22 protein-coding genes are annotated in these 24660 nt (G+C 56.5%); 10 read left to right on the top strand and 12 right to left on the bottom strand.

All coding sequences use genetic code 11. From position 1 onward, the window contains the following. Positions 1-58: 58 nt before the first annotated feature. On the top strand, positions 59-1216 hold the full coding sequence (gene ftsZ / locus AB3U87_RS09595; RefSeq protein ID WP_125289000.1) for a cell division protein FtsZ: 1158 nt from the start codon (positions 59-61) through the stop codon (positions 1214-1216). Between the two features lie 101 nt (positions 1217-1317). Continuing rightward, positions 1318-2235: a UDP-3-O-acyl-N-acetylglucosamine deacetylase gene (gene lpxC / locus AB3U87_RS09590; RefSeq protein ID WP_125289001.1), complete on the top strand. Its 918-nt coding sequence runs from the start codon at positions 1318-1320 to the stop codon at positions 2233-2235. Between the two features lie 3 nt (positions 2236-2238). Here lpxC and AB3U87_RS09585 read toward each other — a convergent pair whose 3' ends face one another. Further along, positions 2239-2751 (bottom strand): DUF721 domain-containing protein, encoded by a 513-nt coding sequence (locus AB3U87_RS09585; protein WP_125289002.1) that lies wholly within the window; start codon positions 2749-2751, stop codon positions 2239-2241. A gap of 21 nt (positions 2752-2772) precedes the next feature. Here AB3U87_RS09585 and secM point away from each other — a divergent pair, with 21 nt between their 5' ends. Both secM and secA read left to right on the top strand, forming a co-directional pair. After that, the gene (gene secM, locus AB3U87_RS09580; RefSeq protein WP_253455275.1) at positions 2773-3252 is read left to right on the top strand and encodes a secA translation cis-regulator SecM; all 480 of its coding nucleotides are present in this window, start codon (positions 2773-2775) and stop codon (positions 3250-3252) included. A gap of 70 nt (positions 3253-3322) precedes the next feature. Further along, positions 3323-6028, top strand: a complete 2706-nt coding sequence (gene secA / locus AB3U87_RS09575; protein ID WP_253455274.1) for a preprotein translocase subunit SecA — start codon at positions 3323-3325, stop codon at positions 6026-6028. A gap of 218 nt (positions 6029-6246) precedes the next feature. On the opposite strand, the gene AB3U87_RS09570 is transcribed toward secA, so the two are convergent. Further along, positions 6247-6792: a prepilin peptidase gene (locus tag AB3U87_RS09570; RefSeq protein WP_370734580.1), complete on the bottom strand. Its 546-nt coding sequence runs from the start codon at positions 6790-6792 to the stop codon at positions 6247-6249. A gap of 238 nt (positions 6793-7030) precedes the next feature. Between AB3U87_RS09570 and mutT the strand changes: the two genes are divergently transcribed. Next, entirely contained in the window at positions 7031-7426 is a 396-nt protein-coding gene (gene mutT, locus AB3U87_RS09565) for an 8-oxo-dGTP diphosphatase MutT (RefSeq protein WP_301251449.1), read from the top strand. A gap of 172 nt (positions 7427-7598) precedes the next feature. Here the strand turns inward: mutT and yacG are convergent, their stop codons facing one another. Genes yacG through coaE form a run of 3 tightly spaced genes read right to left on the bottom strand, consistent with a single transcriptional unit; the run spans position 7599 to position 9172 of the window. Beyond that, a complete protein-coding gene (gene yacG / locus AB3U87_RS09560) occupies positions 7599-7802 on the bottom strand; it encodes a DNA gyrase inhibitor YacG (RefSeq protein WP_253455270.1) in 204 nt (67 codons plus the stop codon). Between the two features lie 11 nt (positions 7803-7813). Further along, positions 7814-8557, bottom strand: a complete 744-nt coding sequence (gene zapD, locus AB3U87_RS09555; protein WP_394148893.1) for a cell division protein ZapD — start codon at positions 8555-8557, stop codon at positions 7814-7816. Between the two features lie 3 nt (positions 8558-8560). Further along, positions 8561-9172, bottom strand: coding sequence for a dephospho-CoA kinase (gene coaE, locus AB3U87_RS09550; RefSeq protein ID WP_253455269.1), 612 nt, complete (start codon positions 9170-9172; stop codon positions 8561-8563). Between the two features lie 235 nt (positions 9173-9407). Between coaE and AB3U87_RS09545 the strand changes: the two genes are divergently transcribed. After that, positions 9408-10448 carry a GMP reductase gene (locus AB3U87_RS09545; RefSeq protein ID WP_253455268.1) on the top strand — a complete coding sequence of 347 codons (1041 nt, stop codon included), beginning with the start codon at positions 9408-9410 and terminating at the stop codon, positions 10446-10448. A gap of 207 nt (positions 10449-10655) precedes the next feature. On the opposite strand, the gene hofC is transcribed toward AB3U87_RS09545, so the two are convergent. From hofC to nadC, 4 genes are all read right to left on the bottom strand, one after another. Then, positions 10656-11855: a protein transport protein HofC gene (gene hofC, locus AB3U87_RS09540; protein ID WP_394148916.1), complete on the bottom strand. Its 1200-nt coding sequence runs from the start codon at positions 11853-11855 to the stop codon at positions 10656-10658. Continuing rightward, positions 11848-13239: a type II secretion system protein GspE gene (gspE, locus tag AB3U87_RS09535; protein ID WP_394148892.1), complete on the bottom strand. Its 1392-nt coding sequence runs from the start codon at positions 13237-13239 to the stop codon at positions 11848-11850. The genes hofC and gspE overlap by 8 nt, the downstream gene beginning before the upstream one ends. Beyond that, on the bottom strand, positions 13236-13685 hold the full coding sequence (gene ppdD / locus AB3U87_RS09530) for a prepilin peptidase-dependent pilin (RefSeq protein WP_253455266.1): 450 nt from the start codon (positions 13683-13685) through the stop codon (positions 13236-13238). Before ppdD ends, gspE begins: the two co-directional genes overlap by 4 nt. Before the next feature lie 206 nt (positions 13686-13891). After that, on the bottom strand, positions 13892-14797 hold the full coding sequence (gene nadC / locus AB3U87_RS09525; RefSeq protein ID WP_301730707.1) for a carboxylating nicotinate-nucleotide diphosphorylase: 906 nt from the start codon (positions 14795-14797) through the stop codon (positions 13892-13894). A 215-nt stretch (positions 14798-15012) separates the two neighbouring features. Between nadC and ampD the strand changes: the two genes are divergently transcribed. Both ampD and ampE read left to right on the top strand, forming a co-directional pair. Beyond that, positions 15013-15579, top strand: coding sequence for a 1,6-anhydro-N-acetylmuramyl-L-alanine amidase AmpD (gene ampD / locus AB3U87_RS09520; RefSeq protein ID WP_394148891.1), 567 nt, complete (start codon positions 15013-15015; stop codon positions 15577-15579). Between the two features lie 5 nt (positions 15580-15584). Beyond that, on the top strand, positions 15585-16439 hold the full coding sequence (ampE, locus tag AB3U87_RS09515) for a beta-lactamase regulator AmpE (RefSeq protein WP_253455263.1): 855 nt from the start codon (positions 15585-15587) through the stop codon (positions 16437-16439). Positions 16440-16685: 246 nt separating this feature from the next. Here the strand turns inward: ampE and AB3U87_RS09510 are convergent, their stop codons facing one another. The 3 genes from AB3U87_RS09510 to AB3U87_RS09500 form a co-directional block, all read right to left on the bottom strand. Further along, complete coding sequence (locus tag AB3U87_RS09510) at positions 16686-17636, bottom strand: glycoside hydrolase family 43 protein (RefSeq protein ID WP_394148890.1); 951 nt, start codon at positions 17634-17636, stop codon at positions 16686-16688. After that, positions 17633-19045, bottom strand: a complete 1413-nt coding sequence (locus AB3U87_RS09505) for a glycoside-pentoside-hexuronide (GPH):cation symporter (protein WP_253455261.1) — start codon at positions 19043-19045, stop codon at positions 17633-17635. Before AB3U87_RS09505 ends, AB3U87_RS09510 begins: the two co-directional genes overlap by 4 nt. A 206-nt stretch (positions 19046-19251) precedes the next feature. Next, positions 19252-20607 (bottom strand): amino acid permease, encoded by a 1356-nt coding sequence (locus AB3U87_RS09500; RefSeq protein ID WP_253455260.1) that lies wholly within the window; start codon positions 20605-20607, stop codon positions 19252-19254. Between the two features lie 497 nt (positions 20608-21104). Here AB3U87_RS09500 and pdhR point away from each other — a divergent pair, with 497 nt between their 5' ends. Together pdhR and aceE are read left to right on the top strand one after the other, a co-directional pair. Next, positions 21105-21869, top strand: coding sequence for a pyruvate dehydrogenase complex transcriptional repressor PdhR (gene pdhR, locus AB3U87_RS09495; protein WP_253455259.1), 765 nt, complete (start codon positions 21105-21107; stop codon positions 21867-21869). 121 nt (positions 21870-21990) lie between these two features. Then, positions 21991-24654, top strand: a complete 2664-nt coding sequence (aceE, locus tag AB3U87_RS09490; protein ID WP_253455258.1) for a pyruvate dehydrogenase (acetyl-transferring), homodimeric type — start codon at positions 21991-21993, stop codon at positions 24652-24654. The last annotated feature ends 6 nt before the right edge of the window (positions 24655-24660 follow it).

The following is a 24660-nucleotide window of genomic DNA, read 5'->3' as shown; positions in this document are numbered from 1 at the left end:
GATCATGCTAGGCTTATTTTATGATCTCCAGGCGACAGGCACATAACGGAGAGAAATTATGTTTGAACCTATGGAATTAACCAATGACGCGGTGATTAAAGTCATCGGCGTCGGCGGCGGCGGCGGTAACGCCGTAGAGCATATGGTGCGTGAGCGCATCGAAGGCGTAGAATTCTTTGCCGTTAACACCGACGCTCAGGCGTTGCGCAAAACGGCAGTAGGCCAGACCATCCAAATCGGTAACGGGATTACCAAGGGTCTGGGTGCCGGGGCAAACCCGGAAGTAGGACGCAATTCAGCGGAAGAAGATCGTGAAGCATTACGTCAGGCGCTGGAAGGCGCGGACATGGTGTTTATCGCCGCAGGTATGGGCGGCGGCACCGGTACCGGCGCGGCGCCGGTCGTGGCCGAAGTAGCCAAAGATTTAGGTATCCTGACCGTGGCCGTCGTGACCAAGCCTTTCAATTTTGAAGGCAAGAAGCGTATGGCTTTCGCGGAGCAGGGTATTGCCGAGCTCTCCAAGCATGTCGATTCTCTGATTACTATTCCAAACGACAAGCTGCTGAAAGTGCTGGGTCGCGGTATTTCTCTGCTGGACGCGTTCGGCGCGGCTAACGACGTGCTGAAAGGCGCAGTGCAGGGCATTGCCGAACTGATTACCCGTCCGGGCCTGATGAACGTCGACTTTGCCGACGTGCGCACCGTGATGTCCGAAATGGGCTATGCGATGATGGGCTCCGGCGTGGCGTGCGGCGAAGACCGTGCGGAAGAAGCGGCCGAAATGGCGATCTCCAGCCCGCTGCTGGAAGATATCGACCTTTCCGGCGCGCGCGGCGTACTGGTCAACATCACGGCTGGTTTCGACCTGCGTCTGGATGAATTTGAAACCGTGGGTAACACTATCCGCGCCTTCGCTTCCGACAACGCGACCGTGGTTATCGGTACCTCGCTGGATCCGGAAATGAACGACGAGCTGCGTGTGACCGTGGTCGCAACCGGCATCGGCATGGACAAACGTCCGGAAATCACGCTGGTGACCAACAAGCAGGCACAGACTCAGCCTGTTATGGATCATCGTTATCAGCAGCACGGTATGGCGCCGCTGCCTCAGGAACAAAAGCCTGCGGCGAAGGTGGTCAACGAGCCCGGCACGCAAACCAACAAAGAGCCTGACTATCTGGATATTCCGGCCTTCCTGCGTAAGCAGGCGGACTAAGAATTCCCTGAAGGTTGGGGTTCTCCGCTCTTTGTGTTAAAGTGTTCGCCCGTCAGTGATTTATACTGGCGGTCGGATGAGTAATTTTGCGAGATAATGCGATGATCAAACAACGGACATTAAAACGTATTGTTCAGGCGACTGGCGTCGGTTTGCATACCGGCAAGAAAGTCACTCTGACGCTACGCCCTGCGCCGGCTAACACCGGGGTCATCTATCGTCGCACTGACTTGAATCCACCGGTTGATTTCCCGGCTGATGCCAAATCCGTGCGTGATACCATGCTCTGTACCTGTCTGGTCAACGAGCATGACGTGCGTATTTCCACGGTCGAGCACCTGAATGCGGCCCTTGCCGGCCTTGGCATTGATAATATCGTGGTGGAAGTTAACGCGCCTGAAATCCCTATTATGGATGGCAGCGCGGCGCCCTTTATTTATCTGCTGATGGACGCGGGTATTCAGGAGCTGAACTGCGCGAAAAAATTTGTGCGCATCAAACAGCCTGTCCGGGTTGAAGACGGCGACAAATGGGCCGAACTGGTCCCGCACAACGGCTTTAAGCTCGATTTCACCATCGACTTTAAGCACCCGGCTATCGACGCCAGCTCACAGCGCTACAGCATGGATTTTTCCGCTGAAGCCTTTGCGCGTCAAATCAGCCGTGCCCGTACGTTCGGCTTTATGCGCGACATCGAGGCGTTACAGTCTCGCGGTCTTTGCCTGGGCGGCAGCTTCGACTGCGCCATCGTGGTGGACGACTATCGCGTGCTGAACGAAGACGGCCTGCGTTTTGAGGACGAGTTCGTGCGTCACAAAATGCTGGATGCGATCGGCGACCTGTTTATGTGCGGACACAACATCATTGGCGCGTTTACCGCGTTCAAAGGTGGTCACGCGCTGAACAACAAGCTGCTGCAGGCCGTGCTGGCGAAGCAGGAAGCCTGGGAATGGGCAACGTTTGAAGACGAAGCCGAGCTGCCGGTGACCTTCCGTGCGCCAAACCTGGTGCTGGCTTAAGCACTATTTATGACGACTGGTTGAGCGGGTACTCTCTCCGGCCAGCAAGGCCAGTCGTTCTAATGTTTTCTTTAGTTTTTCCGGGCTACGGCTCGCGACTCCCCGTAAAATTTCCGCACTCTCTTCGCTAAGCTGACGCCCCAGATTATTCTCTTTTGCTGGCCGAACGCTGTTTTCCTGCGCGTTTTCCTGAGCTTTTGCCGCCATCGTTGGATTTATCCTGATGTCGATTGACGTCAATGATGGTAATATTTGCGCTCGTAAAGCTGACAGCAGGCTGGATTGTTCATAGCGTAAGCGCATCATCCAGCTGGCGTTAGCGGTTTCAAGCACCAGAACGCCCTGGCGGAAATTCGCCACGCGGCACCAGGGATGCAGCTGAGCCGGGATAATACCCTGCAACGCACGGTTCAGCTTATTCAGCGCAATAGCGCGTTGCTGAATGGATTGCAGCATACTCTGGCCTTCGGCAGCTTCGAAAAAACTTTCAATTGATTGCGGGCGACTATCGCGCATAGCAGGCTCCGGCGGAAAACAGTGGGTATTCTTAATTGTTGGCGACAATTTGGCAGACGTTACTTCTGGCCGCATCTCCTGTTGGGGATGGTCGCGGCGAGCTTTGGTCTGCCTCACGCCTCAGGTGATACCTTACCAGAAACGGCTTCCAGAAGCCTGAATATCAATAATAGCGTGCGCTTCGACAGTCTTGCGTTGTTGAACGCGCGTCGCGCCAGCTTTAATGTGGATTACTGGCATCAACACGCCATCCGCACCGTTATTCGCCATCTCTCTTTTACGCTGACGCCCGCTGCCGTTATTGAGCAGGCCACGCCGCTTGAGGTGCACCGGCTGGCGCTGCTGGATACGCTGAATGCGCTACTCACGCATGAAGCCAGACCGCCCGCGATTGTTCGCCAGACCACGCCGCAGCAAACAACCGACGCGCCTCGCTATCAGACCGGCCTGTGGCTGGCCAGCGTGCAGGGCATTCGCGCCGGGCCTGTCTCTCTCGCATAAATCGACTATAGTTCCCCCATTAAAAGTTTAGTGATGCGCTGTAGAAGCAGTGGCTGAGAGAATATTGTTTATGTTAATCAAATTATTAACCAAGGTTTTTGGTAGCAGTAACGACCGTACGCTGCGCCGTATGCGCAAAGTGGTTGAGCAGATCAACAAGATGGAACCGGACTTTGAGAAGCTGTCCGATGATGAGCTGAAGGCGAAGACCGCCGAGTTCCGCGCGCGTCTGGAAAAAGGCGAAGTGCTGGAAAACCTGATCCCGGAAGCCTTTGCGACCGTACGTGAGGCCAGCAAGCGCGTCTTTAACATGCGTCACTTTGACGTGCAGCTGCTGGGCGGCATGGTACTGAACGATCGCTGCATCGCGGAAATGCGTACCGGTGAAGGTAAAACCCTGACCGCTACGCTGCCTGCTTACCTGAACGCCCTTAGCGGCAAAGGCGTGCACGTCGTCACGGTCAACGACTATCTGGCGCAGCGTGATGCGGAAAACAACCGCGCGCTGTTCGAGTTCCTGGGACTAAGCATCGGCATCAACCTGCCGGGAATGCCTGCTCCGGCCAAACGTGAAGCCTACGCTGCCGATATTACCTACGGCACCAACAACGAATATGGCTTTGACTATCTGCGCGATAACATGGCGTTCAGCCCTGAGGATCGCGTGCAGCGCAAGCTCAACTATGCGCTGGTGGATGAGGTCGACTCCATCCTGATCGATGAAGCGCGTACGCCGCTGATTATCTCCGGCCCGGCGGAAGACAGCTCCGAACTCTATATCAAAGTTAACAAAATCATCCCTCACCTGATCCGTCAGGACAAAGAAGACTCCGACACCTTCCAGGGCGAAGGCGACTTCTCCGTGGATGAAAAAGGGCGTCAGGTGCATCTGACCGAGCGCGGCCTGATGAAGGTGGAAGAGCTGCTGGTCAGCGAAGGCATCATGGAAGAGGGCGAGTCGCTTTATTCGCCAGGCAACATCATGATGATGCACCACGTCACGGCGGCGCTGCGCGCCCATGCGCTCTTTACCCGCGACGTGGACTATATCGTGAAAGACGGCGAAGTGATTATCGTCGATGAACATACTGGTCGTACCATGCAGGGCCGTCGCTGGTCGGATGGTCTGCATCAGGCGGTAGAAGCGAAAGAAGGCGTGGAGATCCAGAACGAAAACCAGACGCTGGCTTCTATTACCTTCCAGAACTATTTCCGCCTTTACGACAAGCTGGCCGGTATGACCGGTACGGCAGATACCGAGGCTTTTGAGTTCAGCTCTATCTACAAGCTGGAAACGATTGTCGTGCCGACCAACCGCCCAATGGTGCGTAAAGATCTGCCGGATCTGGTCTATATGACCGAGAAAGAGAAGATCGACGCGATCATTGAAGATATCCGCGAGCGTACCGCTAATGGCCAGCCGGTGCTGGTGGGAACGATCTCTATTGAGAAATCGGAAGTGGTGTCAGCCGAGCTGACTCGCGCCGGGATCAAACACGAGGTGCTGAACGCCAAGTTCCACGCCCGTGAAGCGGATATCGTGGCGCAGGCTGGTCAGCCGGGCGCGGTTACCATCGCAACCAACATGGCGGGTCGCGGTACGGATATCGTGCTGGGCGGCAGCTGGCAGGCGGAAATCGCCGCGCTGACCGATCCAACCCCTGAGCAGATCGAAGCGATCAAGAGCGCCTGGAAAGTGCGTCACGATGCGGTACTGGCCTCCGGCGGTCTGCATATCATCGGCACCGAGCGTCATGAATCACGCCGTATCGATAACCAGCTGCGCGGCCGCTCCGGTCGTCAGGGCGATAACGGCTCCTCACGCTTCTATCTGTCGATGGAAGATGCGCTGATGCGTATTTTCGCCTCCGATCGCGTCTCTAATATGATGCGTAAACTGGGCATGAAGCCGGGCGAAGCGATTGAGCATCCGTGGGTGACCAAAGCTATTGCCAATGCACAGCGCAAAGTGGAAAGCCGCAACTTTGATATCCGTAAGCAGCTGCTGGAATATGATGACGTGGCTAACGATCAGCGTCGCGCTATCTACACCCAGCGTAACGAGCTGCTGGACGTTTCCGACGTATCGGAAACTATCACCAGCATCCGTGAAGACGTGTTTAAAACCACGATCGATACCTACATTCCACCGCAGTCGCTGGAAGAGATGTGGGATGTGCCAGGCCTGCAGGAACGTCTGAAAAACGATTTCGACCTGGAGCTGCCGATTGCAGAGTGGCTGGACAAAGAGCCTGACCTGCATGAAGAGACGCTGCGCGAACGTATTATGACGCAGGCCAAAGAGCAGTATCAGCGTAAAGAAGAAGTGGTCGGCATTGAGATGATGCGCAACTTTGAAAAAGGCGTGATGCTGCAAACGCTGGATTCGCTGTGGAAAGAGCATCTGGCTGCAATGGACTATCTGCGTCAGGGCATCCATCTGCGTGGCTATGCGCAGAAGGATCCTAAGCAGGAGTACAAGCGCGAGTCTTTCGCCATGTTCGCCGCAATGCTGGAGTCGCTGAAGTATGAGGTGATCAGCACGCTGAGCAAGGTGCAGGTGCGGATGCCGGAAGAAGTCGAAGCGATGGAAGAGCAGCGTCGTGAAGAAGCCGAGCGTCTGGCGCAGCAGCAGCAGCTGAGCCATGTGGATACCGAAACGGAAGCAGCGATGGCGCTGGCTGAGCAGACCGGCGAGCGCAAAGTCGGACGTAACGACCCTTGCCCTTGCGGCTCAGGAAAAAAATATAAGCAGTGTCACGGCCGCCTGGCCTGACGGGTATTGCTGACCACGCTTTAAAAAACCGGGGAATTCCCCGGTTTTTTTTATGGCGGAGAGACAGGGCAAACCAGTACGCTCTTGCACAGCCACAGCCACAGCCACATAATTTTTACTAAAGCCAGCTCACCTTGCGTCAGTTATAGTCTTTGCCAAAGCGAGGCCGTGTTATGCCAGTTATAGTCTTTGCCACGTCAGGGCCGGCCTCCTGGCCGTTATCCATAGAGCCAGAGAAATATCGTCCAGCCTGCAAAGGCCAGCGCAGGCCCAAAAGGGAAAGGCGCATTAAGCGGATGCCTGAACATCAGCCACGCGGCAAAAAGCGCGGCTGAGGTGATAAGCGTCGCCAGCAGCACGATCCAGGGCAGCCGCTCCAGGCCCGTCCAGGCGCCCAGCGCCGCCAGTAATTTGGCATCGCCCAGCCCCAGCCCCTCTTTGTTTCTCAGCAGCCAATAGCCGCGCGAGAGCAGCCAAAGCGTGCTGTAACCCGCCGCTGCGCCATAAACGGCCTGCTCCGGCGTCAGGCCCGGCAGCAATCCGATCGTGCTGGCAAGCAGTCCAAGCCAGAGCAGCGGCAGCGTCAGCATATCCGGCAGCAGAAACAGGCGATAATCCACGACTGCCAGTGCTAATAACGTCCAGCTTAGCAGCAGCGCCGGCAGCCACAGCCTCAGAGGCAGCTGCGCTATAACGATTGTTGTCACTGCCAGTAGCGCTGGCAGCATGAACATGTTTACCTGAAGGCTAAAGATGCGGCGCATATTTCTCTCCTCTTATCCGTGAGTCGGCAGACGTCGCCGTGCCTGTCTGCTTTGCTTAAGACGGGCTTCCCTGGAACGAAATTCTACGCTTTGTTTTTACTGCCGTACCGGCCTTCGGCCATTTTCATGCTGTTACATAGCTGATTTTCGTAACGGCTCGCAGTTTACAATCGGGCTTGCGATTGTGCCGCAACGCTGGAATAGTGGCGGCGTACTTCAGGCAATCCAGAGAACAGTTATGAAGCATTTGCAGGTGGCAGTAGGCATCATTCGTGACGGGCAGAAAAGAATATTTCTAACCCAGCGCTCCGCTAAATCCCATATGGCTAACCGATGGGAATTTCCCGGCGGGAAAATCGAAGCAGGCGAAACGCCGGAACAGGCGCTGAAGCGCGAGCTACAGGAAGAAACGGGCATCACTCCGCTGAGCGCATCGGCCTGCGGTATGGCCAGCCATACGGACAGCGAGCTACAGGTCACGCTGCATTTCTTTCTGGTAGAGGCCTGGCAGGGCGAACCGTGGGGACGTGAAGGGCAGCCGCAACGTTGGGTCGCGCAGCAGGCGCTGGTGGCGGAAGAATTTCCTCCCGCCAATGCAGAACTGATCGCTCGCCTGCAGGCCGGACTGATTTAGACGCGATCGTTGCCCGTAGGCTTGGGTGGATTCAGGCGATATCGCTCGCAGGCCGGGGCTGATACAGGCGATATTGTTCGTCTTCAGAGCGGGTCAACGTAGACGATATTGCCTCGCTGCTGGCTGAAAAGGGCCATATTCAGCCAGCGGTCATCTTCCTGGTAGTAGGCTTTCAGTAGCGATCTTTCGGTTCTTCGCTCCATTCATCGCTGTCGGAAAGATCGCCCTCGCTGGGAATACGTTTCTCTTCGTTAGCCCATTCGCCCAAATCGATCAGTTGGCAGCGCTTGCTGCAGAAGGGCCGCCAGGGGCTCAGCTCATCCCAGATAACCTCTTTATCACAGGTTGGACAGTTTACGGTGATGACTTCATTCATTGATCGTTACCTCAGCAGCAGGCAAGTTGAAAATCGAGGCGCGCCGGCACCTCGCCGTGCTCGCTGTCGAGCGGCAGAAAGCGGATAGCATAGCGGCTTTTATGGCCGGAAACCTGCGGATAAAGCGAGTCCTCCAGCATCAGCTGCAGGCGCAGCAGATCGGCGCCTTCCGCAGTGTCCTGATAAAATCCGTTCAGGCTGGTCTGATGGCGAAAAGCGCCCGACTGGCGAATTAAGTCCAAAATCAGCGTCAGCGCGTCGCGGATAGGCGCCAGCGAGTTCATCCACAGCGCCACCTGACTGTCCCGTTTCTCCTGTTCTATATGCAGCCAGATATGCAGCGTAGGCAGGTCGAAACTGCAGCAGCCGCCGGGAATACTTAAGCGCTGACGCACCAGTCCGATCAACCGATCTTCACGCATCATCTGTCCCATACGCGGAGCGGCCATCAGCGCAGTCGAACGCGTTTTCAGACTGTCGTGCAGCTTATGCACCAGATCCATATCCACGCCCGGCACTTCCGCCCAGGAGCGCAGCTTCTGCTGCTGCTTATCCAGCTCTTTGACAATTTCGGTACGCAGTTCGCCGCGTTCAAATACATCCAGCAGCTCGGCCGCATTGCGGAAAAAAGTTAGCGCGCTGACTGAATCGACGATGGTGCGGCTGCTGTCCAGCTGATTCATCAAAAATTCAATGCGCAGCCAGGTCCGCATTTTTTCATTTAATGGGTACTCAAATAAAACCGTTGTGCTCATGCTTTAATCCTGATCTGTTGCTCCGGCAAGCTGGCGATAGCGCTGATCCAGCCGGGCAACTTTGGCGGCCACATCATCAGGTGTGCCGCCGTTATCGATAATGTCGTCGGCTACGGCAAGTCGCGCTTCACGCGTGGCCTGCGCAGCCAAAATATGTTCAGCCTGTTCACGGCTGATGTGGTCTCTGCTCATGGTACGCGCCAGCTGCGTTTCGCGATCGACATCCACAACCAGCACCCGATCGGCCAGCTGTTGCAGATTGTTTTCAACCAGCAAAGGAACGACCCACAGGCACCAGACGGAGCGGGTTAACGCCAGCTGGCGACGGGTCTCACTATGGATCAGCGGATGCAGAAGGGCGTTCAGCCAGGCTTTTTCCTGCGCGGAACTGAAAATCCGATGACGCAGCGAGGCGCGATCTAACGAGCCGTCCGGGCGAATGACCGCCGCACCGAACCGCTCTTGTATCGCTTTCAGCGCGGGTTGACCGGGCTCCACGACCTGACGGGCAATAATATCGGCGTCAACGATATCCACGCCTCTGGCCGCGAAGGCGTTAGCGATAGTGGTTTTCCCGCTGCCGATACCGCCGGTCAGCGCAACAGTATAGCTCATAGTCCCGATTCTCACGGCTCCGATGTGGCCGCATCCGCTCAGGCCAGCATTGACGCGGCCGCTAAAAGTGGGGTGCAGATCACATAAGAGAATCACAGATAAATTTATGGGATTGTAGCCTAAATAAACCTGTTTTCGCAGTCTTGTCCGTGCGTTTTTAGCGCGTATGATAAGGCTACTGGAGCTGGCAGCAGCACCCAATCATCAGATTGCGCCATCAACCAGGAAGTGATTTATGCGTATTGAAGAAGATATTAAGCTAGGTTTTAAAGATGTCCTGATCCGCCCCAAGCGTTCCACGTTGAAGAGTCGTTCACAGGTTGACCTGAACCGTCAGTTCACCTTCAAACACTCCGGCGTCGCCTGGTCAGGCGTGCCGATCATTGCCGCCAATATGGATACCGTCGGCACCTTCAGCATGGCGGAAGCGCTGGCCTCATTCCAGGTCCTTACCGCCGTTCACAAGCATTATAGCGTGGCACAATGGCAGGCCTTTATCGATCGCGTACCTGAAAGCGTACTGCAATACGTGATGGTTTCTACCGGCACTTCCGATGCCGATTTCGTTAAAATGCAGCAGATCCTCGCGCTGTCGCCCGCGTTAAATTTCATTTGTATTGACGTTGCTAACGGCTACTCCGAACACTTTGTCGAGTTTTTACAGCGCGCTCGCGAGGCCTGCCCGGATAAAACTATCTGTGCGGGTAACGTAGTGACGGGCGAAATGGTGGAGGAGCTTATCCTTTCCGGTGCCGATATCGTGAAGGTGGGCATCGGCCCCGGATCCGTCTGTACTACAAGGGTGAAAACTGGCGTAGGCTATCCGCAGCTTTCCGCCGTAATTGAATGTGCGGATGCGGCGCATGGGCTGGGCGGTCAAATTGTCAGCGACGGCGGCTGTTCGGTACCGGGCGACGTGGCGAAAGCCTTCGGCGGCGGCGCCGATTTTGTGATGCTCGGCGGGATGCTGGCCGCGCATGATGAATGCGAAGGCACGCTGGTGGAAGAGGACGGCGAGCAGTTTATGCTGTTTTACGGCATGAGTTCTGAATCTGCGATGAACCGGCACGTTGGCGGCGTGGCGGGCTATCGGGCGGCAGAAGGCAAAACCGTTAAGCTTCCCGTTCGCGGCCCGGTAGACAACACGGCGCGAGACATTCTTGGCGGCCTGCGCTCTGCCTGTACCTACGTTGGCGCTGAGCGGCTGAAAGAGCTGACCAAGCGCACGACCTTTATCCGCGTGGCGGAGCAGGAAAACCGGGTGTTCAACCGTTAAAGTCGGCAACCGGCCTGCCGCTTGCGCTGAGCGGCAGGTTTTTACGCTGTCGCTTTCACACCCTGCCTGGCAGAACGGCATCACTTTGCCTGCCTTAAAGCGTCGCCTGTCCCAAAATGTTACCTGCTTCAAAACATTGCCTGCCTTAAAGCGTTGTCTGTCTTAATACGTCCTCTGTGTGAATATATCGCCTGGTCAAAACGGTCACTATCCCAAAGCATCGCCCAGGTTAAAGATGGGCAAGTACATCGCGACTACCAGCGTGCCGACCAGCACGCCGGTAACGATCATCATTAACGGTTCCAGCGCGGCGGCCAGATTATCCGCCAGCTCATGCGTGCTGGCCTCATGCCATTCCCCCAGCCGCAGCAGCAGGCTGTCCAGCGCGCCAGCCTCTTCGCCCACCTTAATCAGCTGGTAACACAGCGGCGTGAAAAGCTCGTGCTGTGCCAGCGCCTGGTACAGCGGGTTACCGGCGGCGATATGCTGCTGCAGGGCGACTATCGCCTCCCGCCACAGCAGATGATCGAGCGTTTTCTCTACCGCCTGCAGCCCCTGCAACAGCGTCAGACCAGCCTGCTGCGTCAGCGTCAGGGTCAGAAAGATACGGCTGAGCTGGCCACCGCGATAAAGCCTGCCGATAAGCGGCAGCTGTAACAGACATCGCTGCTCGTTACGCTGCCAGACGGGCAGGCGACGGCTCTGCCAGCGCCAGTAAGCGAGGCTGCCGAAGGCCAGCGGCAAAATAAGCATGCCATAACGCTGCAGCCCCTCGGACAGCGCGATTATGGCCGCGGTAAAAGCCGGTAGCGGCGCGTTAAAGGAACGATAGATAGCTACAAACTCCGGCAAAACGAAAACCAGCATCCCGATGCTGACCAGCAGCGCGACGGCGACCACAAACAGCGGGTAGCGCAGCGCTTTCATTACTTTCTTTTGCAGCTGTTGTTCTCTTTCCTGCTGACCGGCCAGCCGCAGACAGCATTCGTCCATTCTGCCGGTCAGTTCGCCAACCGCGATCAGGGCAGGGTAGAGCGGTGGGAAAACTACAGGCCAGTCGGCCAGCGCCTGTGAAAAGGGTATGCCTTCCGACACGCTTTGCTCTATCTGCGTGAGTAAAGCCTGCCAGCCGGGATCGGCATGGCCTTCAGCCGTCAGCCGCAGGCTGGCAGAAAGCGTCATGCCTGCCTGCAAAAGCGTAGCCAGCTCGCGGAAAAAGGTAATCTTGTGCTGCCATTTCCAGTCGCCGGCGCGATAGCGGCGCCCTTTGCTAACCTTTAGCGGCAGCAGGTCGAGCGCCATGAGCCGTTCCGTTGCTTCCTGGCGGCCACGGCAAAAACAGGCTCCCTGATGAAAAGCGCCTTCTTTGTCCATGGCCTGCCATTCCACTAACAGCGGATCAGTCATCGTCATTACCGACAATTCGATTCAGCTCTGCCAGCGTGGTTTCGCCTTTATTCACGCTATGTAGTCCTTCTACAAACAGCGAGTTTATATTTTGCTGCCGGGTAATTTTCAGCAGCGCCTCCTGAGCGCTGTCGGTCGCGATAGCATTTTGCAGCCGCGCATTAACGGGAAGCAGCTCGAACAGCGCCAGCCTGCCATAAAAGCCGGAATAGCAGCGTTCGCAGCCGACGGCGCGCCAGTTTTGCACCGTACCCGGCCAGAGATCCTGAGGGAAATGGGCCAGCGCTTCGGCGGGTTCGCGACAGTGCGGGCAGAGACGGCGTACCAGACGCTGGGCGATAACCAGCTTTAGCGCGGAGGCAAGCTGGTAGCCGGGAATGCCGATTTGCCTTAGCCGGGTCAGCGTTTCCGCCGTGGAGTTGGTATGCAAAGTCGACAGAACCAGATGGCCGGTCTGCGCCGCCTTGATGGCGATTTCCGCCGTTTCCGCATCGCGGATTTCGCCAATCATAATTACGTCGGGATCCTGACGCAGAAGAGCGCGTAGCACGCGGTTGAAATCAAGTCCGGTTTTAGGATGTACCTGGGTTTGATTAATGCCCGGCAGCGGGATTTCCACGGGATCTTCCACGCTGCACAGGTTGCGGCCCGGCGTGTTAAGCGAGCTCAGCCCGCTGTAAAGGGTAAAGGTTTTCCCGCTGCCGGTAGGGCCGGTAACCAGAATCAGCCCCTGCGGCCTCGCCAGCGCCTCGCGAAAGCAGCGCAGCGCCGCTGGCGACATGCCGAGATTCTCCAGCGACACGGACTGGGTGTCAGTTTGCAGCAGTCGGATAACCGCTTTTTCACCGCAGCGCGTGGGCAGCGTCGAGAGGCGAAAGGAAGCGGGTTTTCCCAACAGTGCCAGCGTGAACTGGCCATCCTGCGGGATCCGGCGTTCGGCGATATCCAGGTTAGCGACTATTTTCAGCCTTGCCAGCAGCGCCGCGGCGTTGTCGGCTGGCGAAGTCGGCACGTTTTGCAGCACGCCATCCACCCGAAAACGGATGCGTAACGCGTCGGCCTGAGGTTCGATGTGGATATCGGACGCGCGCTGCTGTATCGCCAGCGCCAACAGATTGTCGATACGCTGGATGGTGGTTTCGCTTTGTGCCGCCGCAGGTTCCGATGCGGCCGGACGATCCTGTCGATACTGTTCCAGTCGCGCCGGTGGCCAGTACTCAATCTCAATCGCGCCCTGAGCGGTAAAACGCAGCGCCGCCATCATATCGGCCGAGGGCGGCGTCGCCATCGCGATGTGCAGCCGCTGCGGCGTAAGCGAAAGCACCACGGCGTGATGACGTTGACAAAGGGCCTCGACGGCCTGCAGAGAGGAAGACGCTGTCATTCCGCCACCTCGCTGTCATCGTCAAAGCGGAAGATATTTTCACAGGCTTCTTTCAGCCCCGTTTGCTGGGTGGCGCAGGTGCGCTGCCAGCCGATTTGGCCTTCGGCACCGTCCCACTGCGGTTTCATTGTTACCGTCAGGCCATTCAGGCTCTCCTGGCCCGTCAGCGTCAGCGCGCCGCCCTGCACGGCCACAGTGGCAACATAGCGCGACCCTTTCCCGGACGGCACGCCGTTGCTGCCTGCGCTACAGCTTTCCGCGCCGCCGTGCTCGATGGCGCACAGCTCCACGGCGGTTTTAAAAGGCATTGCCGTTTGCAGCATATCGGTCAGCGCGGCTTTTTGCAGATAGTTCTGGTAAGCCGGCAGGCCGATAGCGCTGAGAATGGCGATGATAGCGATAACTATCATTAGTTCGACCAGGGTAAATCCCTGCTGATTTTTCATGATGTTGACTTCCATGTGTTTAAGGAGTCAGCAACGTACCGCTGAAAAAAAACGCAGGCCAGCGGCAAAAAAACGTTTCCGAAGAAGGGCAGCAGGAATTCTTTCGCTATTACATCAGCACACAAAAAGGCGGGAAGACGGCTCGCAAAATTCAGTGATGGGAGCGAAAACGCCATCCGGAGACGGCGTTAAAATGACAGGTAAAATTAATGGGCGGCAGCGGGGCGAAAGCGCATGGAGAGATCCAACGCCCGCACGTGCTTGGTTAGCGCGCCGACCGAGATGTAATCCACGCCCGTTTCGGCGAAAGTCCGTAACGTCTCGTCGGTGACGTTGCCGGAAACCTCCAGCAGCGCGCGGCCGTTGGTCAGGCGCACCGCTTCCCGCATCTGCTCAACGCTGAAGTTATCCAGCATGATGATATCCGCCCCGGCCTCGATCGCCTGACTAAGCTCGTCCAGCGATTCAACCTCAACTTCCACCGGCACGTCCGGATGCAGCCAAAACGCCTTTTCCACGGCCTGGCGTACTGAACCGGTGGCGATAATATGGTTTTCCTTGATCAGGAAAGCGTCGGAAAGGCCCAGTCGGTGGTTAGCGCCGCCGCCGCACAGCACGGCATACTTCAGCGCGGTGCGCAGTCCCGGCAGCGTTTTTCTCGTATCCAGCAGCTGCGTTTTGGTGCCTTCAAGCATAGCCACATAGCGGCTGACCTCGGTCGCCACGCCGGATAACGTCTGGACAAAATTCAGCGCGGTGCGTTCCGCTGTCAGTATCAGCGAGGAAGGGCCGGTTACTTCAAACAGCGGCTGGTTGGCGACGATCGCGTCACCATCCTCCACGTGCCAAATCATCTGCGTCTTATTACCAAGCTGGATAAAAACTTCTTCGACCCAGCGTTTCCCGCAGAAAATACCCGGTTCACGGGTAATCACTACGGCATGAGAGCGGGCATCTTCTGGTAACAGGCTGGCGGTAATATCCCGGCTGGCGTCGATCTCGCCGCCCAGGTCTTCTCGCAGCGCCAGGGCGACGGCAGGAGGAATATCATCCTTAATACGTTCCAACAGCGCGGCACGGCGGCTGTCCGCATCGTAGCGACGGGTTGTCATGGTCAAACTCCAAAAGGGCGGATTGAAGAGAGAACCATGCTAGCTTTTTTACCTGCGGCTGGCGAGTCGGTTACTGCGCCAGGGCAGCCGATTTTTTGCCGCCTGACAGGGCAAAAAGCGACGAAACTTCCCCGAGCTGTTTCTGCGGCGGCGGGGCTTCCCGCGTCAGGGATTCATGTTACTCTGATGTTATCTATAGAAAAGGAGAGCAGGCCATGCAGTTGCAGTCAGGCTGGCTGACCGGCGTGAAGCGGGTGCCGTCGCCGCATTTTAATCAGCGCCCGCAAAACGAAACGCCCACGCTTCTGGTTATTCATAATATCAGCCTGCCGCCGGGCGAGTTCGGCGGCCCGTGGATCGATGCGCTATTTACCGGCCAGCTGGATGCCGGGGCCCATCCTTTCTTTGCGGATATCGCGCATCTGCGGGTTTCCGCGCATTGCCTGATCCGTCGCGATGGCGAAATCATCCAGTACGTGCCTTTTGATTTACGCGCCTGGCACGCGGGCGTTTCCTGCTATCAGGGACGGGAGGCCTGCAATGATTTTTCTGTTGGCATTGAGCTGGAAGGCACCGATGTGCTGCCCTACACCGATGCGCAATACCAGGCTTTGCAGGCGGTGACCCGTTTACTGGCAAAGCACTATCCGCAAATAGTCGAAAATATTACCGGGCATAGTGATATCGCGCCGGAAAGAAAAACCGATCCCGGACCGGCGTTTGACTGGGAAAGATTTCGGAGCGGGCTGGAGCACGATCCCTCCGCTGTACAGCAGGAGTAACAGGCATGACGCTTTTTAGTTTGTTATTGGTTCTGGGTTGGGAACGCTTGTTTAAAATGGGCGAGCACTGGCAGTTGGATCACCATCTGGCCCGGTTGTTCCGTCGTCAGCGGCGCTTTTCGCTGCTGCGCACGCTGGCGATGACGCTGGCGGCGATGGCGGTGGTCGCACTCTGTTTACTGGCGCTGAAGGGCCTTTTTTTCGGCGTTTTACAGCTGCTGTTCTGGATTGCCGTTGGGCTGTTATGCATCGGTGCGGGGTCGGTAAGGCTGCATTATCATGCCTATCTGAAAGCGGCCAGCCATAACGATACGGACGCGCACAGCGCCATGGCAGAAGAGCTGACGCTGATCCACGGCCTGCCGATGGAGTGTAACGAGCGCGAATATCTCTGCGAACTGCAAAATGCGCTGCTGTGGATTAACTACCGCTTTTATCTGGCACCGCTGTTCTGGTTTGTCGTGGGCGGCCCATGGGGACCGGTTCTGCTGGTGGGATATGCTTTTCTGCGCGCGTGGCAGAGCTGGCTGGCGCGTCGTTATACGCCACTGGAACGGTCGCAATCCGGCGTGGATGCTATTCTGCACTGCGTTGACTGGATCCCGGTAAGACTGGCGGGAGTTGCCTATGCCTTATTGGGACATGGCGAACGCGCGCTGCCGGCCTGGTTTGCTTCATTGGGCGACCGGCATACCTCGCAATATCAGGTGCTGACCCGACTGGCGCAGTTTTCGCTGGCGCGCGATCTGCATACGGACAAGGTGCAAACGCCGCGAATTGCCGTTGCGCTGGCCAAGAAAGTGTCGCTGGTGATCGTGGTAGTGGTGGCGCTGCTGACTATTTACGGCGCGCTGGTATAGCAGGAATAATCCGGCCCGCAGGCCGGATTATTGGCTGTCAGGTTATTGCTCAGGCAGCCGCGCTGTCGTTGGTGCCAAACCCTCCCTCGATAAGATTACCCACGCTGCTGCCAATCCAGCTACCGATCCGTTTTCCAATATAGCCGGTTGCTTTGGATACCAAAGTGGAAATAACCGGGATAGTCGTCAGGTTGCCGACCGCAGCGCCAATAAACTCGCCTGCCCGGCATCAAATTAACGGCTTTGTTAATCCACGGCCGCCGGCGGTTCGCCAAAGACCGGCATGCCGTCGCTATCCCAGGTAAAGGTTTTAATGCAGGTGTGCCGGTTGGGATCGTAAAGCGGATCGCCTTCGATTTCCGTGTAGTCTCTCGCATGATAAACCAGTACGTCCTCACCCTTTTCCGTTACCGTAAAGCTGTTATGCCCCGGCCCGAACTGGCGGTTTTCCCAACTGGTTTTAAAGACCGGCTGAGGGGATTTTTGCCAGTTTTCCGCTTTCATCGGATCGGCAGCAACGTCGATCCACAGCAGGCCCATACAGTAGTTTTCATCCGTCGCGCTGGCCGAATAGCTGACGAACAGGCGGTTGCCGTGACGAATAACCGCAGGCCCTTCGTTGACGCTGAAGCCCACGCATTCCCAGTCGAACTCAGGCCGACTCAGCATCACCGGCGCGCTTTTCAGCGACCAGGGCGTTTCCAGTTCGGCCAGATAGAGATTGGAGTTGCCGGGGATCGCCGGATCTTTTTGCGCCCACAGATACCAGTTTCTGTCCTGATGCACGAAGTGGGTCGCGTCCAGCGCAAAACTGTCGATGGGCGTCACGACCTGACCGCATTCATGCCAGGCGCCGGTAAGCGGATCGTCATCATGACAGGCGATAGCGAACATGCGGTGCTGGAACAGCCCATCTTTGATTTCTCTGGACGGCGCGGCGGCAAAAAAGATGACCCAGACGTTATCAATAAGATGCAGTTCAGGCGCCCAAATCAGCTCGCTCATTTCGCCGCTGGCGTGTTTTTTCCAGACCACGACGGCTTCGGCTGCCGCCAGATCGGCTAAGGTCGCGGCGCGGCGCAGCTCAAGCCGATCGTATTCAGGTACGGAGGCGATAAAATAGTAATGCTGCCGATGGCGCAGAATAAAGGGATCGGCGCGCTGTGCAATAAGGGGGACGGGCCAGTGACTGCTCATGCTCCTGTTCCTTCTGGTTTAACCGGCGCTTTGCCGTGATGATAATCGTTAAGTTCGCGGAAATTATGGCGACGCTGTTCCAAATCCAGCTGGATTTTTTGCATCGTTGGTCGGTCAACCTTCAGCAGCCTGACCACGCCAGCGGTAATCAGATAACCGACGCCCGGAATAATGGTAAACAGCAGCGTGATGCCGTTGACGGCCAGCGGCGACTGGGCTTTCGCGCCCGCGTCGTAGCCGTAAAAAGAGAGCAGGAAGCCAACCATCGCGCCCGCTACGGCCAGGCCAACCTTGAGGAAAAACAGATTGCCTGAAAAGCTGATGCCGGTAATGCGCTTGCCGGTTTTCCACTCGCCGTAATCGTCCACGTCCGCCATCAGCGACCAGTGCAGCGGCGAAGGGATCTGATGCAGAATATTCAGCAGGAAGTACATCACCACAATCAGTACCGTAGCGTGCGGATCCAGGAAATAGAAGCCGCAGGAGAACAGCGCCAGCACGATATTGGTCCAGAAGAAGACTTTCAGTTTGCACCAGCGATCGGTCAACACTTTGGCCAACGTGCTGCCCAGCATCATGCCTATTACGCCCAGGCTGATAAACAGCGTGGCGAAATGGGTCGTTTGCCCCATGACCCAGGTGACGTAGTACATGGTGGCCGCCATGCGGATAAAGCCGGGACAGACGTTACAAAAGGTCAGCAGCAGGATGCGCACCCACTGGTCGTTTTTCCACACGTCCCGTAAATCGGATTTCAGATCGCTGTTGCTCGGTACGGCAGGATGAATGCGTTCACGCACCGTGGCGAAGCAAAAAAGGAACATGCAGAGACCGATAAAGGCCAGCACGCTCATCGCCATCTGGTAGCCGCGCGCTTTGTCGTCGCCGCCGAACCATTCCGCCATCGGCAGCAGGGAGAGCGACAGGATCAGCGTGGCGATGCCGACCATCACAAAGCGGTAAGACTGGCAGGAGACGCGTTCGCCGGGATCGTTGGTAATCACGCCGCCAAGCGAGCAGTAAGGAATATTGATAGCGGTATAGGTTAACGACATCAGAAAGTAGGTGGCAAACGCATAGATAACCTTATTGTCATAGCTCCAGTCCGGCGTGGTAAACATCAGCACGCTGAACAGCACATAGGGCAGGGAAATCCATAGCAGCCAGGGGCGAAAACGTCCCCAGCGGCTCTGCGTTCTGTCGGCCAGCGCGCCCATAATGGGGTCGGTAATCGCATCCAGCACGCGCACGGAAAGCAGCAGGACGCCGACCAGCGCGGGCGCAAGGCCAAAGACATCCGTATAAAAATAGTTAAGGAAAAGCATGATCGCGCCGCCGATCATATTGCAGCCCGCGTCTCCCATGCCATAGCCAATCTTCTCTTTTACCGAAAGCGCCGCGCTCTTCATGGATAATCTCTCCCACAGGATGAAGCAGAGATTATCACTGGCTTAATAGCGTCTTGCGCTGGCGCAAAAGGTTGCAGAGATGGACAAAACGGCTGTAACCGGAAAAGTGTGAGTAAGCTGGCAATTCGCGCGGTGAGGGCCATAAAAGGTAAGGCAGGCTGGAGGATTAGCGCGCAGTAAAAAGGGCGCCGAAGCGCCCCGGGTCATCAGGCTTTTTGCAGCCGGTTTTTTACCGCGTAGCCAATGGCCAGCACGATAATCCACGGCGGAATAAGCCATACGGAAATCGCCATGCCCGGCGTCATCGCCATAATGACCAGAATGCCGATCATAAACAGCAGGCAAATCCAGTTGCCGGCGGGATAGAGCAGCGCCTTGAAGCGAGTCTGCACGCCTTCGCGCGCTTTCGCCTGGCGGAACTTCAGATGGGCGTAGCTGATCATCGCCCAGTTGATCACCAGCGCGGAGACCACCAGCGCCATAAACAGGCCCAGCGCCTCGCCCGGCATCAGATAGTTCACCAGCACGCAAATCGCCGTGGTAGCGGCTGAGAGCGCCAGTGCCACGTAAGGCACGCCACGACGGTCAACCTTCAGCAGCGCCTTCGGGCCGTTGCCCTGACGGGCCAGGCCGTAAAGCATCCGGCTGTTGGAATAGACGCAGCTGTTATAAACGGAGAGCGCCGCCGTTAAAAACACCAGGTTCAGCACGTTCGCCGCCAGGCTTTCACCCAGGTCGTGGAAAATCATCACAAACGGGCTGCTGTTGGCGGTAACTTTTGTCCAGGGATAAAGCGAAAGCAGCACGATAATCGAGCCGACATAAAAGATCAGGATACGCCAGATCACCTGGTTGGTGGCCTGCGGAATGCTTTTTTGCGGGTCATCCGCTTCGGCCGCCGTGATGCCTACCAGCTCCAGGCCGCCGAAAGAGAACATAATGATCGCCATCGCCATCACCAGTCCGCCCACGCCGTGCGGGAAAAAGCCGCCGATCGCCCAGATATTGCTGATCTTCGCATCCGGGCCGCCATGACCGCTGAACAGCAGCCAGCAGCCGAACACAATCATCGCCACCACGGCGACCACTTTCACAATCGCCAGCCAGAACTCCATTTCGCCAAAGATTTTTACGCTGGTCAGGTTGATAGCGTTAATCAGCACAAAGAAGATGGCGGCGGCGGCCCAGGAAGGAAACGCGGGCCACCAGACCTGAATATACTGCCCGACGGCGGTCAGTTCCGCCATCGCGACCAGGATATAGAGCACCCAGTAGTTCCAGCCGGAAGCGAAACCGGCAAAGTTGCCCCAGTATTTATAGGCAAAATGGCTGAAAGAACCGGCAACCGGCTCTTCCACGATCATTTCGCCCAGCTGGCGCATAATTAAAAAGGCGATAAAGCCGCCGATGGCGTAGCCCAGTAAGACGGACGGGCCCGCCATTTTAATGGTTTGTGCGATCCCCAGAAAAAGGCCGGTGCCGACGGCGCCGCCTAATGCAATTAGCTGAATATGGCGGTTTTTCAGGCCGCGCTTCAGCATATCGCCCTGCTGTTGTTCCATAGTGATCCTCTTGGTCTCGTTATTGTACTAAGGGCGAGCCTTTGTCATCATTTTATTACGATAGGTGTACTTAAATGTTTACATAAGAAACCCCGCAAAAGCGGGGCTGCCTCTACTTTCGCGATAAGAATAATGATAAGCGCCGGGTAATGCACTCGCTTTCTGTTTAAGCCGGGACGGCTGCAAAAAAAAACAGGTTTCGGCAACGTTTGTTTTTGTCATAAAGGATGCCTGAAGACGAATCGATTTTACTTATGACGCCGTTAATCGGGCGCCATTAACTGCCTGGTCTCCTTCAGAAAAGTTAATTTTTTTAACATTCTTTCTGACGCGTTTAACCTGTTATAAGGCGTTAATTCGCGCCCGTAAAACGAGACATGCGTCTGGTTTTGCGCCGTTGCCATATAGACATCAGGTGAATACTTTGTTACTTTACGGGCTCCTTTTTGCAATTGGTATGACCAATTTACTCGGGCAAACGGCACGAAGAAGGGATGATGGCCTACAGCAAAATCCGCCAACCAAAGCTATCCGATGCTATCGAGCAGCAGCTTGAGTCCTTGATTATGGAAGGGACGCTGCGTCCCGGTGAAAAGCTCCTCCCTGAACGCGAGCTGGCTAAACAGTTCGACGTCTCCCGTCCCTCTTTGCGTGAAGCTATCCAGCGTCTGGAAGCAAAAGGCCTGCTGCTGCGCCGTCAGGGCGGTGGCACTTTTGTAAAGACTAACCTCTGGCAAAGCCTGAGCGATCCGCTGGTGGAACTGCTGGCCGATCACCCTGAATCGCAGTTCGATCTGCTGGAAACGCGCCACGCGCTGGAAGGGATAGCGGCCTACTATGCGGCGCTACGAGGAACGGAAGAAGATCTGGCACGTATCCGGGATTGCCATCTGCAAATCCAGACCGCGCAGGAGAGCGGCGACCTTGATGCCGAAGCCAACGCGGTCATGCAGTATCAGATAGCTGTCACAGAGGCGGCTCATAATGTGGTGCTGCTGCATTTGCTACGCTCAATGGGGCCGATGCTGCAACAGAACGTCCGACAGAATTTTGAATTGCTCTACTCGCGCCGCGAAATGCTGGCGAAAGTGAGCGGTCACCGCGCCAGTATTTTCGAGGCGATTGTGGCGCGCGAACCCGAAAAGGCACGCGAGGCCTCACACCGCCATCTGGCGTTTATCGAGGAAATATTGCTGGACAGAAGCCGGGAACAGAGCCGAAGAGAGCGCTCCCTGCGCCGATTACAGCAGCGTAAGGATTAACGCGTAATCATAACGCGACAACCACGAAGGGCCTGTCTCTCTGTGTTTTGCACTGAGCCAGAGGACAGAGAGACAGGCTCCAGACAATTCAACGTATTAGACACAGATAAGGAATACCCCCATGTCAGAACGTTTACACAATGACGTGGATCCGATTGAAACTCGCGACTGGCTACAGGCGATCGAATCGGTCATCCGTGAAGAGGGCGTGGAGCGCGCGCAGTTCCTGATCGATCAGGTATTGAGCGAAGCACGCAAAGGCGGCGTAAAGGTAGCGGCGGGCACTGGGGCCGGCAGCTACATTAACTCTATCGCCGTTGAGGACGAACCTGACTATCCGGGTAATACCTCGCTGGAACGTCGTATCCGTTCCGCCATCCGCTGGAACGCCATCATGACCGTTCTGCGTGCATCGAAGAAAGATCTGGAGCTGGGCGGCCATATGTCTTCCTTCCAGTCCTCGGCGACCATTTATGAAGTGTGCTTTAACCACTTCTTCCGCGCGCGCAGCGAAAAAGACGGCGGCGACCTGGTGTACTTCCAGGGCCACATTTCGCCGGGCGTTTACGCGCGTGCTTTCCTGGAAGGCCGCCTGACCGAAGAGCAGATGAACAACTTCCGTCAGGAAGTGCACGGCAAAGGCCTCTCTTCTTATCCGCATCCAAAACTGATGCCGGATTTCTGGCAGTTCCCGACCGTTTCGATGGGTCTTGGCCCAATCGGCGCGATCTACCAGGCGAAATTCCTCAAGTATCTTGAGCACCGTGGCCTGAAAGATACCTCACAGCAGACCGTTTACGCCTTCCTGGGCGATGGCGAGATGGACGAGCCGGAATCCAAAGGCGCGATCACCATCGCCACCCGCGAGAAGCTGGACAACCTGGTGTTCATCATCAACTGTAACCTGCAGCGCCTGGACGGCCCGGTAACCGGCAACGGCAAAATCATCAACGAGCTGAGCGGCATCTTTGGCGGCGCAGGCTGGGAAGTGATCAAGGTTATCTGGGGCGGACGCTGGGACGAGCTGCTGCGCAAAGATACCAGCGGCAAGCTGATCCAGCTGATGAATGAAACCGTTGACGGCGACTATCAGACCTTTAAATCCCGCGATGGCGCCTACGTGCGCGAGCACTTCTTCGGTAAATATCCGGAGACCGCCGAGCTGGTCAAAGATATGACCGACGACGAGATTTGGGCGCTGAACCGTGGCGGCCACGATCCGAAGAAAATCTACGCGGCGCTGAAAAAAGCGCAGGACACCAAAGGCAAACCTGTGGTGATCCTGGCGCATACCATTAAAGGCTATGGTATGGGCGACACGGCAGAAGGCAAGAACATCGCTCACCAGGTGAAGAAAATGAACATGGATGGCGTACGCTACATCCGCGATCGTTTCAACGTGCCGGTAGAAGATGACAAAATCGAAAGCCTGCCGTACGTCACCTTCGACAAAGAGTCGGAAGAGTACAAATATCTGCATGGCCAGCGCGAGAAGCTGGGCGGCTATCTGCCGACGCGTCAGCCTAACTTCAGCGAGAAGCTGGAGATGCCTGCGCTGGAAGACTTCCGTCAGCTGCTGGATGAGCAGAACAAAGAGATTTCCACCACGATCGCCTTTGTGCGTGCCCTGAACGTGATGCTGAAGAACAAGTCGATCAAAGATCGTCTGGTGCCGATCATCGCCGACGAAGCGCGTACCTTTGGTATGGAAGGCCTGTTCCGTCAGATCGGCATCTACAGCCCGAACGGCCAGCAGTACACGCCGCAGGACCGTGAGCAGGTTGCCTACTACAAAGAAGATGAGAAAGGTCAGATCCTGCAGGAAGGCATCAACGAACTGGGCGCAGGCGCATCCTGGCTGGCGGCGGCAACGTCCTACAGCACCAACAACCTGCCGATGATCCCGTTCTACATCTACTACTCGATGTTTGGCTTCCAGCGTATCGGCGATCTGTGCTGGGCGGCGGGCGACCAGCAGGCGCGCGGCTTCCTGGTTGGCGGCACCTCCGGTCGTACCACGCTGAATGGCGAAGGCTTGCAGCATGAAGATGGTCACAGCCACATTCAGTCGCTGACTATCCCTAACTGCATCTCTTACGATCCGGCTTACGCTTACGAAGTCGCCGTTATCATGCATGACGGTCTGGTGCGTATGTACGGCGAAGCGCAGGAAAACATCTACTACTACATCACCACGCTGAACGAAAACTACCACATGCCGGCGATGCCGCAGGGCGCAGAAGAAGGTATCCGTAAAGGTATCTACAAGCTGGAAACGGTAGAAGGCAGCAAAGGTAAAGTCCAGCTGTTGGGTTCAGGCTCTATCCTGCGTCACGTTCGTGAAGCGGCACAGATCCTGGCGAAAGACTACGGCGTTGGCTCCGATGTTTACAGCGTGACCTCCTTCACCGAACTGGCTCGTGACGGTCAGGACTGCGAGCGCTGGAACATGCTGCACCCAACTGAAGCGCCTCGCGTGCCTTACGTTGCGCAGATCATGCACGACGCACCGGCCGTGGCTTCAACCGACTATATGAAACTGTTCGCCGAGCAGATCCGTACCTATATTCCAGCCAGCGACTATCGCGTGCTGGGCACGGATGGTTTCGGTCGTTCCGACAGCCGCGAAAATCTGCGTCACCACTTCGAAGTGGACGCGTCTTACGTGGTGGTTGCAGCGCTGGGCGAACTGGCTAAACGCGGCGAGATCGATAAGAAAGTGGTGGCGGAAGCCATCACCAAATTCAATATCGATGCCGATAAAGTCAACCCGCGTCTGGCATAAGAGGTA

It is taken from the genome of Erwinia plantamica (assembly GCF_043420595.1).
Lineage (GTDB): Bacteria > Pseudomonadota > Gammaproteobacteria > Enterobacterales > Enterobacteriaceae > Erwinia > Erwinia aeris.
Note: the sequence above shows the minus strand (reverse complement) of the source record. Positions and strands in the feature narration are given on the sequence as shown.